The following is a 13,521-nucleotide window of genomic DNA, read 5'->3' on the forward strand; positions in this document are numbered from 1 at the left end:
CGCCTCAAAAGAACTGCATGAAGCCAATTCTGACCTTATTGCCCCTGATTGCTGCGCTGCTTGCCCTGCCAGAGATGGCCTCGGCACAGTTCCCCGGTGCGAACCGGCAGCAGCAGCAACAAGGGCAGCAGCAGGGGCTCGATCAGTTGGATGTTCTCCTCGACACCTTTGATGTGTTCTACTTTTATGCAGACAATCCCAATCTGGAAATCCCTTTTTCGGACACGACCCTCGATGATTTCTTCCGGCAGTATGACCCCACCCGCCGACGCCGGCTCGATTACCGGCAGCTGGGTATTCTGGGGTCGGCCCATGAGCCTATCGTTTTTGAGGTGCCCGAACGCCGGGGCTTTGATATTGGGCAGCATCAGTACGATCTGTACATGACTAATGGCGATCAGCTGAAATACTATCGGCTGGAAAAGCCGGTTTCTATTTTCGCCCACACCATAGGCTCCGAGCAGGCAGATAGCTACACCAAGGCCGACTTCTCCCGCAACTTTGCCAACGGGCTCAACTATACGCTGGACTACGACCGTATCACGCAGTTTGGAGAGAACACGCAGTACCCCAATCAGAACGTGCGCAATACCACCTTCAACAACGGGCTTTGGTTTCAGCACCCCAATAACCGCTATGAGGCCTTTTTCAGCGTAGCCGCCAATACCATCCAAATGGAAGATAACGGCGGGGTGTGGGAAGAGCCGGCACTGGGCGGTGAATTCAGCAGCCCCAGCGCGGCCGAAGTGCTCCTGGGCGATGCCCGTACCCGTCATGCGCACCGCGAGGTATCCTACACCCATTATTACCGCTTCGGTGGGGGGCAGGATTCCATCAAGGGGACGCGCCGGGCTTACACGATTGCACACAAGGCTCGTTTCCAAAACAGCCTGTACAAATATGCCGATGCCTATAATCCTGCAGTGGACAGTTTCTACAACCGCTTCCCGGCCTTTCTGATCGACCCACGGGGCGCACGGTTTTACCTGCGCCACCGGCAGTACGAGAATGAGTTCAAACTGGCGACCTTTAAGCTGAGGGGGGAGGGCAGAGACGAGGCCGTGCAGCAGCGCGACTTGCTGGAAGTGGGTGCTGTGCATACCCTGCATCAGCTGGTGCAGACCAATGGGGATTCCACCCTGAATAACCTCTTTCTGACGGGGCGCTACCGCCTCAATCCAAGTGAACGCCTGCTGATCGATTTGCGGGGGCACCTGGGCCTACTGGCGAATGCCGGGGACTACCGGGTAAGCGGCGACTTGTTCTTTGATTTCAAAAAGCTTGGTCAGCTGGAGCTCAGGGGCGTCAGTCAGTTGTACAGCCCCACCCTTATGCAGCACCGCATGTACCTTTCTGAGCGTCAGCTTTACCGCAATAACTTTGATAAAACCCTGTCGACTACCCTGCAGGGCAAGTATATTTTGCCGGGCGTTCAGTTTAGTGCCGAGGCGCGCTATCACCTGCTCAACAACTTCATCTACTTCGGTACGGACGGACTACCGCAACAGACCGGCGTGCCCATTAGCATTGGGCAATTGATCGTCGAGAAAAACTTCAACCTGTTTTGGAACCTGCACTTCGATAACCTGTTTGCCCTGCAGCAGTCCTCACAGGAGGTCCTGCGCCTGCCCACCTTCTTTGGAAAGCACAGCTTTTACTACGCCGGTAAGTGGTTCCGGGTGCTGGATGTCAAGCTGGGCGTGGACCTGCGCTATAATGAAGCTTTCCGCGCCAATTACTACAACCCTATAACCGGGCAGTTTCAGCTGCAGGACGAGCAGACCATCCCTTTCTACCCCGCAGCGGATGCGTTCTTCCTGATGAAAGTCACCCGGTTCCGGGCCTTTTTCAAATGGGAAAACGGCACGGCTGCTTTTTTGGATGATTATTTCTACCAAACGGCCCTGTACCCTTACCACCGGGCGGTCTTCCGGATTGGGATCAACTGGCGGTTTTTGGACTAAAAAAGAGCACCGCCTGGTCCCCCCGGCGGCGCTCCTAAGACATCTACCTATTCTTCACTTTCTTTATACCCGCCCCACTCAAAACGTTACAATAAATGATCACTATTTGCTATCCGGAGTACGATAAAGAGGTGGAAAGCTGGGAAAGTCAGCTCCGGGAGATGGTCGTCGCCTACCGCTTGCAAGCTTCGCCTGAGCTTGTGGAACCGGAACTAAGGGAGCAGGACAAAGTGATCGCCGGTACAGATGCAATTGCCGCTTACCTGAAAAAACTGCGGCAAGATGTGGACGACTGGCGTGCGCCGGGTTGTGGGGTGTGAATAGTTCTGACTTTGGCCTGTTTGTGCCATACCAACTCAGGCGGCGATTATGGAATCGCGGCCTGAGCATGCAAATGGGAACTTGCCTCACTCCACTTTCAAGAACTGCTCCGCTGCTCTGAGCTGCCCGCCTTCCAGGTACTGCACCACATACGCCCCCGCCGCCCAATCCTGCACGGGCACTACCACCGTGCCCAGGGCCTCCCGTGCCGGTATGCTTTGCAAAAGCCGGCCCTGCATATCGAGGATGCGGAAAGCCCCATCGGGGGCAGGGCGGGCACCGCGCAGCTCAAAGTTGATAAAATCGCGGGCAGGGTTTGGGAAGAGGGCGAGCTGTGGCGGTGTGCCGGGCTCCGGCGCGGTGCTGTTGGGCAGGTGGCAGCCGGGCACGAGGCAGCCGTGCTCATCGAGCTTGAGGAGCCAGCCGTAGCGCAGGGGGTGCACGCCCCCGTCACCGGGCGGGTCGATTGCGCCGCAGACGATGTAGCCGCCGTCGGGGGTGGCTTTGAGGTCCATGGGCTCGGGCATGCCAGGCTCTTCGTCGATAAGGCTAAAGTGCCGTGCCCAAAGGCTATCGCCTGCATTGGATACCTTCATGATCCACATGCCAAATACAGGCTCATCCGTCGATACGAAATCTGCAATCCGGCTGGTCCCGAGATAACCGCTGCTGTCCGTTGCCTGAACTATTTTCACGATGGAATGGCCAGGGCTCATCGTTGGTGCCCTAAACTCCCTAACCCACTCCATCTGCCTATCGGCATTGAGCTTGAAGAAGCAGGGGTTCCAGTCTACGCGTCCGCTGCTGCTGTTGATGGCCGTCTCCACGCCTTTACCGGTGCCGACGATGAGGCCGCCGCCGGGGGTGGGGAGGAGGGAGCGTGCGGAGCTAAAAAGCTGTTTCGCTGGGGTCTTGTACAGCCATTTTTGGTTGCCTAAGCTGTCTATCTGTAGGATTTGAGCCTGGCAGGTGAAATTTTGGTTGACTTGGCCGATGTTGCGGCTAAAGGCGCCTATAGTAATATTACCGTGCTCATCTATTACTTGGGTTTCAGGTGTGTCCTGCAGAGGTGAAGAGAACATAGCTGTTTCGATGACTTGCCCAATTTTATTTAAGCGCATCCAGTAGATTTCCGCATTTGCAAAGCTTGGATCAGAATCGACCCCTGTAGCCAGGCTAAACCCGTTTTTATATGGAATTATATATTGATCTGCTGAGATGAAAGGCTCTTCCGGGTAAAATGGGCTAAAGTATTCTTTGGTGAATAGCGTGTCCCCATTCAAATCATATTTAATAACAACTACTTTTGCAGTCGAGTCTTTGGTAATACCCATAGTAACAAGGCTGGTATCTCCAACAGTGTACAACCCTGAACCCCAGGTTTCGTAATATTTCGAGGGGCTGCCGATGGTTTTTTGCCAGTGAATTTCTCCTTCGGCATTTAACTTTGTAAGAAAAGTGCCTACCGTTTGGACCCCTCCTACACTGTCGGTGAATACTCCAATTAGATAGTAGCAACTGTCGGTAGGCAGTATTTCCGTCACGTTTTGAAAAGGGAAGCCAGCGTTGAAGCGTTTGTTGAAAGTGATTTGGGCATTGCCGGCATCCCAAATCAGGAATACCAGGAAAATGTATAAAAGTCTCATATCGGGAATATTGGGAAAGCATACAGCCGCTGCCTTGCACCAGGCAGCGGCTATATACGTTAAGGTTAGTCAATCAAAAGCACTTTCAGTACGGGGGAGCGGTATGCACCTTGTTGCAGGATGCAATAGTACAGCCCGCGTTGCTGCCCGGCCGTTTGCCATACCTGCTGTCGGGTGCCCGGTCCGCAATTGAGCGTAGCCGTTAGCTTGCCCTGCATATCGCAGCGGTTGAGAATGGCAGGAATCAAAAGCAGTATATTCATCATTTTAGGTTTATGGTAGTAAAATACAGCTTTTTAAAGGGTGCTGCTGCCTGTTTGTGCCATACCAACTCAGGCGGCGATTATGGAATCGCGGCCTGAGCATGCAAATGGGAACTTGCCTCACTCCACTTTCAAGAACTGCTCCGCTGCTCTGAGCTGCCCGCCTTCCAAATACTGCACCACATACGCCCCCGCCGCCCAATCCTGCACGGGCACTACCACCGTGCCCAGGGCCTCCCGTGCCGGTATGCTTTGCAAAAGCCGGCCCTGCATATCGAGGATGCGGAAAGCCCCATCAGGGGCAGGGCGGGCACCGCGCAGCTCAAAGTTGATGAAATCGCGGGCAGGGTTGGGGAAGAGGGCGAGCTGTGGCGGGGTGCCGGGCTCCGGCGCGGTGCTGTTGGGCAGGTGGCAGCCGGGCACGAGGCAGCCATGCTCATCGAGCTTGAGGAGCCAGCCGTAGCGCAGGGGGTGGACGCCCCCGTCATCGGGCGGGTCGATAGCGCCGCAGACGATGTAGCCGCCGTCGGGGGTGGCTTTGAGGTCCATGGGCTCTGGCATAGCAAATTCTCCGTCGATAAGGCTAAAGTGCCGTGCCCAAAGGCTATCGCCTGCATTGGATACCTTCATGACCCACATGCCAAATACAGGCTCATCCGTCGATACGAAATCTGCAATCCGGCTGGTCCCGAGATAACCGCTGCTGTCCGTTGCCTGAACTATTTTCACGATGGAATGGCCAGGGCTCATCGTTGGTGCCCTAAACTCCCGAACCCACTCCATCTGCCTATCGGCATTGAGCTTGAAGAAGCAGGGGTTCCAGTCTACGCGTCCGCTGCTGCTATTGATGGCGGTCTCCACGCCTTTACCGGTGCCGACGATGAGGCCGCCGTCGGGGGTGGGGAGGAGGGAGCGTGCGGAGCTAAAAAGCTGGTTAGCTGGGGTCTTGTACAACCATTTTTGGTTGCCTAAGCTGTCTATCTGTAGGATTTGAGCCTGGCAGGTGAAATTTTGGTTGACTTGGCCGATGTTGCGGGTAAAGGCACCTATAGTAATATTACCATATTCATCTATTACTTGGGTTTCAGGTGTGTCCTGCAGAGGTGAAGAGAACATAGCTGTTTCGATGACTAGCCCAATTTTATTTAAGCGCATCCAGTAGATTTCCGCATTTGCAAAGCTTGGATCAGAATCGACCCCTGTAGCCAGGCTAAACCCGTTTTTATATGGAATTATATATTGATCTGCTGAGATGAAAGGCTCTTCCGGGTAAAATGGGCTAAAGTATTCTTTGGTGAATAGCGTGTCCCCATTCAAATCATATTTAATAACAACTACTTTTGCAGTCGAGTCTTTGGTAATACCCATAGTAACAAGGCTGGTATCTCCAACAGTGTACAACCCTGAACCCCAGGTTTCGTAATATTTCGAGGGGCTGCCGATGGTTTTTTGCCAGTGAATTTCTCCTTCGGCATTTAACTTTGTAAGAAAAGTGCCTACCGTTTGGACCCCTCCTACACTGTCGGTGAATACTCCAATTAGATAGTAGCAACTGTCGGTAGGCAGTATTTCCGTCACGTTTTGAAAAGGGAAGCCAGCGTTGAAGCGTTTGTTGAAAGTGATTTGGGCATTGCCGGCATCCCAAATCAGGAATACCAGGAAAATGTATAAAAGTCTCATATCGGGAATATTGGGAAAGCATACAGCCGCTGCCTTGCACCAGGCAGCGGCTATATACGTTAAGGTTAGTCAATCAAAAGCACTTTCAGTACGGGGGAGCGGTATGCACCTTGTTGCAGGATGCAATAGTACAACCCGCGCTGCTGCCCGGCCGTTTGCCATACCTGCTGTCGGGTACCCAGCCCGCAATTGAGCGTAGCCGTTAGCTTGCCCTGCATATCGCAGCGGTTGAGAATGGCAGGAATCAAAAGCAGTATATTCATCATTTTAGGTTTATGGTAGTAAAATACAGCTTTTTAAAGGGTGCTGCTGCCTGTGTGTGCCATACCAACTCAGGCGGCGATTATGGAATCGCGGCCTGAGCATGCAAATGGAGGCTTGCCTCTTGCTCACTCCACCTTCAAGAACTGCTCCGCTGCTCTGAGCTGCCCGCCTTCCAAATACTGCACTACATAAGCCCCCGCCGCCCAATCCTGCACGGGCACCACTACCGTGCCCGGGGCCTCCCGTGCCGGTATGCTTTGCAAAAGCCGGCCCTGCGCGTCCAGGATGCGGAAAGCCCCATCGGGGGCAGGGCGGGCACCGCGCAGCTCAAAGTTGATGAAATCGCGGGCAGGGTTGGGGAAGAGGGCGAGCTGTGGCGGGGTGCCGGGCTCCGGCGCGGTGCTGTTGGGCAGGTGGCAGCCGGGCACGAGGCAGCCGTGCTCATCGAGCTTGAGGAGCCAGCCATAGCGCAGGGGGTGGACGCCCCCGTCACCGGGCGGGTCGATTGCGCCGCAGACGATGTAGCCGCCGTCAGGGGTGGCTTTGAGGTCCATGGGCTCGGGCATGCCAGGCTCTTCGTTGATAAGGGTAAAGTGCCGTGCCCAGAGGCTATCGCCTGCATTGGATACCTTCATGACCCACATGCCATTAAGAGGTTCTTCTGCGGACTCGAAGTCGGCAATCCGACTGACACCAAGGTAGCCGCTGCTGTCCGTGGCCTGAGCGATTTTCACAATAGCGTAAATGGGCCCCATAGTCCGGCCCCTAAACTCCCGAACCCACTCCATCTGCCTATCGGCATTGAGCTTGAAGAAGCAGGGGTTCCAGTCTACGCGTCCGCTGCTGCTGTTGATGGCGGTCTCCACGCCTTTACCGGTGCCGACGATGAGGCCGCCGTCGGGGGTGGGGAGGAGGGCGTTGGCAAAGTCATACAATTCAAAAGCAGGCGTGATGTATTGCCATTCCATATCAAAGGTTTCATCCAGCTTGAGCAGATGAGAACGGTAGGTGAAATTATTGGAGGTTTGTGCGATATTGCTTTTCACGGACCCTACAATGATGTCGTCTTCCTCTGTTACAATGATGTCTTTTGGCGCATTTTGGAGGGGGTCAGCATAGATATAAGTGTCGATAAGGTTGAGGTCTTCATCTAATCGGAGAAAATATATATCCGTGTTTGACTCAGGGCCTACATTTATGCCAGTAGCCGCAATAATGTCTCCATTGCTTAGTACGGTAATGACTTGTGAGGCAGAAATAAAGGTTTCATCAGGATAAAAAGGGTTGATAAATTCTTTGGTAGCCAGGGTGTCCCCATTGATATCATACCGGATAACTACAGCTTTATGGACAGAGTCTGAAGTGATCCCCATTGTTAAAAAGGTGGAATCGCTTTCAGAGATAAGCCCTGCTCGCCAGGTTTCATAGTGTTTTGAGGGCCCTCCGATTGTTTTTTGCCACTCTGTTTCACCTTCAAGGTTCAGCTTGGTGAAGAAGTTTCCGACGGTCGGCAGCCCCCCGGTGGTATCGGTGTATACCCCTATCACATAATAACAACTGTCTGTAGGCAGTATTTCCGTCACGTTTTGAAAAGGGAAGCCTGCGTTGAAGCGTTTGTTAAAGGTGATCTGTGCATTGGCGGCATCGAAAACTAAGAACATTAGCACGATGTATAAAAGTCTCATATCGGGAATATTGGGAAAGCATACAGCCGCTGCCTTGCACCAGGCAGCGGCTATATACGTTAAGGTTAGTCAATCAAAAGCACTTTCAGTACGGGGGAGCGGTATGCACCTTGCTGCAGGATGCAATAGTACAACCCGCGCTGCTGCCCGGCCGTTTGCCATACCTGCTGTCGGGTGCCCGGTCCGCAATTGAGCGTAGCCGTTAGCTTGCCCTGCATATCGTAGATCAGCAACTGTGCAGGCTGCTGCGGGTCCGGCAGTTGGTACCGGAAAGCCACCTGCGCCCGGGCGGGGTTGGGCAGTGCCGATAAGGGCTGCGCCCGTTCCTTCGGCTGCGTGGCAGGGCCGCTGCCGGGCAGGGTATAGAGCCCCTGCACGTTTGGCGACTGCGGTACGATGCGGTAGTCGTAGCCGTAGAAGGTGTTGAGCAGGCCACGGGCGAAGGCGGCGGCTTTACCTTCGCTGGCATCTGCAATACTTTGAAGAGCGGGTAGGCTTTTCGGTCGGGAACTGTGTGGATCTGTCGGATTATCTGCCACCTTTATCTCGATATTCTGACTATTCATTTGCATAGTGCACTAGCATAGGGATAAAGGGAAATGAATTTTTCATACAATTACGGTGTTTAGTTACAGAAGGCGCATTCGAGCGGGCGGCTTGAACGCGTTGTGGTTACAATGTAATAGAATAGACCGATTTGAGCAAATTTTAGGCTGTTGGATTTGCGCAAATTATTATTTTGAATTTGAGTTGTTCGTAAGCGCATTCAGATTTAATAAGTGCTTTTTGGCGATTATGATTTTAATCGGCAGTGTTGGCTACAGCATATCATTGTTCATCAAGCCGGACGAAGGGCTTTTTGGCAGAGGGATAGTGCGGGGCAGCCCGGGTTGTCTGTTCGCTTTGCTCTCCTGAAGCCCTCGCTAAAGTTTTACTTTGAATGGACAGGCATTTGCGGCTCCACCCTTAGCCATCCAAAATTTACAGACTGCGCCGCCCGCCCCAAATCCACTTCTCCACCATTTCCACCTCCAGATCCCGGTCTATCGTCACCTGACAGCTAAGGCGGGGGTAGCCGAAGCGCCGGGCGGCTTTGTCGTGCCAATGCTGTGGGGCAGGGGCATTGCCATTGATCCATACGCCGCAGGTAGCGCAGAGGCCTCTGCCACCGCAGTTGAGCCGGCGGGTGTAGGAAGTGTAGGGGCTGATGCCCTGCTGCAGCAAGGCTTGCCGGAGGTTGGTGCCAGGTGCTGCCTGAAAGCGCACCTGTTGGCCATCGAGTTGGGTGACGATAATTTTATGTGAGGGTTTTGCCATAGGTTTTTGGGTCATCAACTTCAGCAGGGCATTTATGTTTTGGGCGGGCTGGTTTTAGTATTTTGGTCAGGGATTTTAATTTTGAGTTTAAAATATTGTTTGACAGGGTTTTATGGTCAATTTTTGAATAGATTAAATTTTAAGTCAACCCTTTGATTTTTGTCATTTGATTACTCCCGATATTGGGCTTTCTTACATTCGCTTTACCGTAAAGGTCTTTTGAAAAGACCGGCGCTTTCCAAAATTAATTTTGCAAACCAGACTAAAATCAAATTTACCGCTATGAAGAATTTTAAATTTTTGCTGATGCTCTTCGCCCTTACCGGCGCTATGGTAACCTGGACGGGCTGTGATGACGATGGCGATAACGAACCGGAACCTACCTGCACCGATGGTATCCAAAACGGTGACGAAACAGGTATCGACTGCGGTGGTACTTGTGACCCTTGTGAAGTGGGTATTCAGGGACAGTGGCAGAGCTCAGGCGCTAATGTAGCACCGCTGCTGGTCAACCTCTTTGGCACAGATAGCATCTACGCGGAGTTCCGCACCGACCTGACTTACACCGTCGAGCAATATGACACTTCCGGCGCAGTACTTACCCTGGAAGGCACTTACCAGCAAATGGAAAGTGGAACAGCTGATATCTGGGACATTACGGTGAATCAGTCCACACCGGCTGCGCTGACTTCCGTTGGTATCTTTGAGATCAATGGCACGACAATGCGGTACGAAATCGTACAAACCGCACCTGATATCGGTGCTGTGCCACCTACCTCTGCAGGCGGCTTTGGCAGTACCAACGGCGGTGCCCTGGGCAACCTGAATATTCAGACGTACGAGAAAATTGAGTAGCAATCCATAGTTTTCAAAAAGGCGCAGTACAGTCAATTGTGCTGCGCCTTTTCCTTTCCCAACCAGCAAAACCAATCCTTACCCTACCATGAAAAACCGGCAACTTTGGCTACTGCTTTTGCTGTGCCTGCCCTTTGCCGCTTCGGCACAGATTCCCCCCTACTTTAAGCAACTGGAAGAGGCGATTCCGGAAGAGTCCGATAAGGAATTCCAGTACATTGCTTTTTTCTATAACCACTACAACAACAGCAACATTTTCCCGACCAATGACTTCCTGCAGGGACAGGTTATTGGGCGGTTGTTTGGGCAAAATACCACAACGACTTCTGATTCGCTGACGGCTTCCTTCTTTGAGCAGCGCATCCTGCCCTTCTTCATTTACAAGCCTAAACTGTTTGATAACCGAGTCACCCTTCGGGCATCCTTTGAAATTGATTACACCTGGGGCGATGTGGCTTATGGCACCGGTGGTAACTCAGGCTCAGCCCCTTCCGGTGATCAGGTCAACCTGCAAACCCAAAACCTGGAGCTGGAGTACATCCCCGCACCGGGCTGGGCGATCAACCTTGGCCTGCAGCGGATGTTTGACACGCCTTACAATCCCTATCGTACCTTCTTCGATGATATGCTGAACTCCGCCTACCGCCTCAATTACTGGGGTACGGACGGTGTGGGCATTACCGTGCGGCAAAATGCCGATTACCATCAGTGGAAAGCCGGCTTCTTTCAGCTCTATGAGAACAGCATTCAGCGGGTGGACGATGTGCACATGGCAGAGTTCACCTATCAGCGGTCACTGGGTACCAAATGGCATTGGGGCGGCTCTCTATACTACGTCCGCGACCGCTCCAACGGGCAGGGCGGGCCTTCCATTCTGGGGCAGGGGCTCAACAGCACCCTTTCGCTTTACAACGGCACCTACCGTTTTCCTTTTGGCAGCAGACGGTACCGGGCTGATGTGGCCTGGCTGGGTACTTACTTCGACTACAATCTGAGTCAGATGGCTGACACCTGGTTCCTGTCGGGCTACGTCAACTACAACCTCGGGCGCACCCAACTACAGGAAGAAGGTACCTGGGGAGACGGCCCCTCAATCGGCGGGCTGGGCGCCAACCTCCGCCTGGGCTACCGCTACGGCAAAACGCCCAATGATGCGATTTCTACTGACCTGATGTTCACGAGTGGCGATGATAATGGCATCAGCGATGACCGCTACAGTGGCGTCATGACCGGCAATACCTGGGCAACGCCCGGTGGGTTAAATGTGGCGCACGGTGGCTATCTCCTTTTCCCGCATGCCAATGTGGTGAACCGCTACGTGGCTGCGGTGACAGATATTTCCAATATGGGCTTTGGCCTGACCGGAGGTACGGTAAACCTGAGTCGCGACTTTATCCCCTACAAGCTGAACGGCAAGGTAGGCATGGCTACGGCCATCAGCAACGTCGCACCGGCAAGAGGCGGGCAGTTTATGGGGGTGGAAGGCAACTTCAAAGTCGGCTATACCCTGGGGACGTTAATGGAAATAGAACTCCACGGCGCCTATCTGTGGCTGGGCGATTTCTACGATAGCCCGGCAGTGAACGGAGGGGAAGATATCCGGCCGGTTGACCCCTACACCGCACTCGTCGTTTTTAAGTGGTTGATGTTTTAACCTGAATCTCAAAAAAGCAGAAGTCCAGATGAGAAATACACTTTTCCTCCTCAGCCTCCTTTTCCTGAGCAGTTGCAGCTGGTCTCAAAAGGTGCCCAAGGTGCAGACTTTTGATGATATTCCTTATCCTTTCCCAACCCAAAAAGTGGAGCTGGAAACCGGGGAGACCGTGGCCTACTTTGACGAAGGGAAGGGCGAGCCCATTATTTTCATCCATGGCCTGGGCAGTTACGCTCCGGCATGGAAAAACAACATAGAAGGCCTGAAAGACCGCTACCGTTGTATTGCCATCGACCTGCCCGGCTACGGCAAATCAAGCAAAGGCAAATACGAGGCGAGCATGACCTACTATGCCACTATCGTGAAAGATTTTATGGCAGCCCTTGGTTTGGAAAAAGCCACGCTGGCTGGCCACTCCATGGGTGGGCAGATTGCGATGACCACCGCGCTGTCCTATCCCGAAAAGGTGGAAAAACTGGTATTGGTGGCACCGGCCGGTTTCGAGACCTTCCACAAAGGCGAGCGGCAGTGGTTCCGTGAGGTACTCACGCCTACCGGAGTGAAACTGACCACCGTAGACCAGATCAAGACCAACATCGCCTGGAATTTCTACGATATGCCGGAAGATGCCGAATTTATGATTACCGACCGCATCGCGATGCGCCATGCCGAAGACTTTGATGCGTATTGCTACATCATACCGGAATGCGTAAAAGGCATGGTCGACGAGCCGGTCTTCGACTACCTGCCGCAGATTGAGCAGCCGGTACTGGCCATCTTCGGGCATCAGGACAACCTCATCCCCAACCGCTTCCTGAATGGGGGCACCACGGAGAGTATCGGTCAGAAAGGAGTTGAGCAGCTCCCGAATGCTACCTTGCATATGATTGACAAAGCCGGGCACTTTGTTCATTATGAGCAGGCTCAGGTGGTCAACGGGCTGATCAGTGATTTTCTGAATTGACCAGAAGATTAATCCAACAGATCCTGCCTGAAAATCTCCTCCAGCAATTCGTATAATTCGGGATGCTTGCGGCGGAGCTGGGCAGGCCGTTCGAAAAAGTATTCGCTGACTACGCTAAAAAATTCGGCTTCGTTGGTCGCCCCATAGGGACGGATGTCAGATTTGTGCTTGCGGATGGCCTCCATCTCTTTGTGTACAAATTTCAGCCAGGGAATGGTGTACTGTCGCTCCATTAACTGAGCAGGCAGGCCATCTGTGTCTCCGTCGAACTTATCCAGCAGGTGCACAAATTCATGAATGCCCACATTGCGGCTGTCGGCATGCCTGAAGCCTTTATGCAGTGCCCGCCGGGAAAGGATCATCATACGCTGCATACTGCCGGTGCCTACCATGCCATTGATATTGCGCCCTTCACCTTCTGTCTGGAAGTCGAGGTTGAAGCGGTCGTTGTAGAGGAGTACCTCGTTAAGGTTGCGGTAATGCCAGCCGGGGAAACCAAAGAGTGGGATCACCCCGCTCGCAGCTACCAGCAGCCGATCGGTATCCGTCAGTGCTACATCTACCCCCGTAATCGTGATCTCCTGAAAAAAGAATTGGATTTCTGATTCGAAACGGGCTCGTTCTTCGGGCGTTAATTGGCGGTAAAAGTGGACGTTTTCCAGCAAAATATTCCGCCATGCCTCTGGAAAAGGGCCAGTGGGGCGCTTTTTCTTTCGAACGAACCAGACGAAAAAAAGAATAACCAGCACACTCAATAAGGCTATGGTGACGATAATGCGGGGCTCCATTAGGTTTAAGGGGTTAAATGAAAGTCAAAGACATTCTTAATTTAGGACGGATGGACGTAAAGATAAGGATACAAGCCTCATCTTCAGAACGTATGCTCAAAAACACCTGGAAGTTTGATA

General features: G+C 53.0%; 13 protein-coding genes. 5 read left to right on the forward strand and 8 right to left on the reverse strand.

Going from position 1 to position 13,521, the window contains the following annotated elements; genetic code table 11:
- The first annotated feature begins 17 nt into the window (after positions 1–17).
- Together ACO08I_RS19175 and ACO08I_RS19180 are read left to right on the forward strand one after the other, a co-directional pair.
- Positions 18–1,964: a putative porin gene (locus ACO08I_RS19175; protein ID WP_421946791.1), complete on the forward strand. Its 1,947-nt coding sequence runs from the start codon at positions 18–20 to the stop codon at positions 1,962–1,964.
- A gap of 95 nt (positions 1,965–2,059) precedes the next feature.
- On the forward strand, positions 2,060–2,284 hold the full coding sequence (locus ACO08I_RS19180; protein WP_282778409.1) for a hypothetical protein: 225 nt from the start codon (positions 2,060–2,062) through the stop codon (positions 2,282–2,284).
- 87 nt (positions 2,285–2,371) lie between these two features.
- Here ACO08I_RS19180 and ACO08I_RS19185 read toward each other — a convergent pair whose 3' ends face one another.
- From ACO08I_RS19185 to ACO08I_RS19215, 7 genes are all read right to left on the reverse strand, one after another.
- The gene (locus ACO08I_RS19185; RefSeq protein WP_421946792.1) at positions 2,372–3,931 is read right to left on the reverse strand and encodes a hypothetical protein; all 1,560 of its coding nucleotides are present in this window, start codon (positions 3,929–3,931) and stop codon (positions 2,372–2,374) included.
- 65 nt (positions 3,932–3,996) lie between these two features.
- Positions 3,997–4,197: a hypothetical protein gene (locus ACO08I_RS19190; RefSeq protein WP_421946793.1), complete on the reverse strand. Its 201-nt coding sequence runs from the start codon at positions 4,195–4,197 to the stop codon at positions 3,997–3,999.
- A 117-nt stretch (positions 4,198–4,314) separates the two neighbouring features.
- Positions 4,315–5,874: a hypothetical protein gene (locus ACO08I_RS19195; RefSeq protein WP_421946794.1), complete on the reverse strand. Its 1,560-nt coding sequence runs from the start codon at positions 5,872–5,874 to the stop codon at positions 4,315–4,317.
- Between the two features lie 65 nt (positions 5,875–5,939).
- Positions 5,940–6,140, reverse strand: coding sequence for a hypothetical protein (locus ACO08I_RS19200; protein WP_421946795.1), 201 nt, complete (start codon positions 6,138–6,140; stop codon positions 5,940–5,942).
- 123 nt (positions 6,141–6,263) lie between these two features.
- Positions 6,264–7,823 carry a hypothetical protein gene (locus tag ACO08I_RS19205; protein WP_421946796.1) on the reverse strand — a complete coding sequence of 520 codons (1,560 nt, stop codon included), beginning with the start codon at positions 7,821–7,823 and terminating at the stop codon, positions 6,264–6,266.
- Positions 7,824–7,888: 65 nt separating this feature from the next.
- Positions 7,889–8,395: a hypothetical protein gene (locus ACO08I_RS19210; RefSeq protein ID WP_044219876.1), complete on the reverse strand. Its 507-nt coding sequence runs from the start codon at positions 8,393–8,395 to the stop codon at positions 7,889–7,891.
- A gap of 409 nt (positions 8,396–8,804) precedes the next feature.
- On the reverse strand, positions 8,805–9,140 hold the full coding sequence (locus tag ACO08I_RS19215) for a 2Fe-2S iron-sulfur cluster-binding protein (RefSeq protein WP_421946797.1): 336 nt from the start codon (positions 9,138–9,140) through the stop codon (positions 8,805–8,807).
- Between the two features lie 282 nt (positions 9,141–9,422).
- On the opposite strand from ACO08I_RS19215, the gene ACO08I_RS19220 reads away from it, so the two are divergent.
- The 3 genes from ACO08I_RS19220 to ACO08I_RS19230 all read left to right on the forward strand — a co-directional run bounded on the left by ACO08I_RS19220 (position 9,423) and on the right by ACO08I_RS19230 (position 12,613).
- Entirely contained in the window at positions 9,423–9,995 is a 573-nt protein-coding gene (locus ACO08I_RS19220; RefSeq protein ID WP_044219881.1) for a hypothetical protein, read from the forward strand.
- An 88-nt stretch (positions 9,996–10,083) separates the two neighbouring features.
- Positions 10,084–11,649 (forward strand): hypothetical protein, encoded by a 1,566-nt coding sequence (locus ACO08I_RS19225; protein WP_044219884.1) that lies wholly within the window; start codon positions 10,084–10,086, stop codon positions 11,647–11,649.
- Positions 11,650–11,677: 28 nt separating this feature from the next.
- Positions 11,678–12,613 (forward strand): alpha/beta fold hydrolase, encoded by a 936-nt coding sequence (locus tag ACO08I_RS19230; RefSeq protein ID WP_421946798.1) that lies wholly within the window; start codon positions 11,678–11,680, stop codon positions 12,611–12,613.
- A gap of 8 nt (positions 12,614–12,621) precedes the next feature.
- Here the strand turns inward: ACO08I_RS19230 and ACO08I_RS19235 are convergent, their stop codons facing one another.
- Positions 12,622–13,401, reverse strand: a complete 780-nt coding sequence (locus ACO08I_RS19235) for a zinc-dependent peptidase (protein WP_044219887.1) — start codon at positions 13,399–13,401, stop codon at positions 12,622–12,624.
- Between the last annotated feature and the right edge of the window lie 120 nt (positions 13,402–13,521).

This window comes from Phaeodactylibacter xiamenensis, from assembly GCF_965229835.1.
In the GTDB taxonomy this organism is placed as follows: Bacteria; Bacteroidota; Bacteroidia; order Chitinophagales; family Saprospiraceae; genus Phaeodactylibacter; species Phaeodactylibacter xiamenensis.

Bases quoted from the DNA above. Each gene is read 5' to 3' on its own strand.
- ACO08I_RS19175 (WP_421946791.1), top strand. From the start codon at position 18: ATGAAGCCAATTCTGACCTTATTGCCCCTGATTGCTGCGCTGCTTGCC.
- ACO08I_RS19180 (WP_282778409.1), top strand. From the start codon at position 2,060: ATGATCACTATTTGCTATCCGGAGTACGATAAAGAGGTGGAAAGCTGG.
- ACO08I_RS19185 (WP_421946792.1), bottom strand. From the start codon at position 3,931: ATGAGACTTTTATACATTTTCCTGGTATTCCTGATTTGGGATGCCGGC.
- ACO08I_RS19190 (WP_421946793.1), bottom strand. From the start codon at position 4,197: ATGATGAATATACTGCTTTTGATTCCTGCCATTCTCAACCGCTGCGAT.
- ACO08I_RS19195 (WP_421946794.1), bottom strand. From the start codon at position 5,874: ATGAGACTTTTATACATTTTCCTGGTATTCCTGATTTGGGATGCCGGC.
- ACO08I_RS19200 (WP_421946795.1), bottom strand. From the start codon at position 6,140: ATGATGAATATACTGCTTTTGATTCCTGCCATTCTCAACCGCTGCGAT.
- ACO08I_RS19205 (WP_421946796.1), bottom strand. From the start codon at position 7,823: ATGAGACTTTTATACATCGTGCTAATGTTCTTAGTTTTCGATGCCGCC.
- ACO08I_RS19210 (WP_044219876.1), bottom strand. From the start codon at position 8,395: ATGCAAATGAATAGTCAGAATATCGAGATAAAGGTGGCAGATAATCCG.
- ACO08I_RS19215 (WP_421946797.1), bottom strand. From the start codon at position 9,140: ATGGCAAAACCCTCACATAAAATTATCGTCACCCAACTCGATGGCCAA.
- ACO08I_RS19220 (WP_044219881.1), top strand. From the start codon at position 9,423: ATGAAGAATTTTAAATTTTTGCTGATGCTCTTCGCCCTTACCGGCGCT.
- ACO08I_RS19225 (WP_044219884.1), top strand. From the start codon at position 10,084: ATGAAAAACCGGCAACTTTGGCTACTGCTTTTGCTGTGCCTGCCCTTT.
- ACO08I_RS19230 (WP_421946798.1), top strand. From the start codon at position 11,678: ATGAGAAATACACTTTTCCTCCTCAGCCTCCTTTTCCTGAGCAGTTGC.
- ACO08I_RS19235 (WP_044219887.1), bottom strand. From the start codon at position 13,401: ATGGAGCCCCGCATTATCGTCACCATAGCCTTATTGAGTGTGCTGGTT.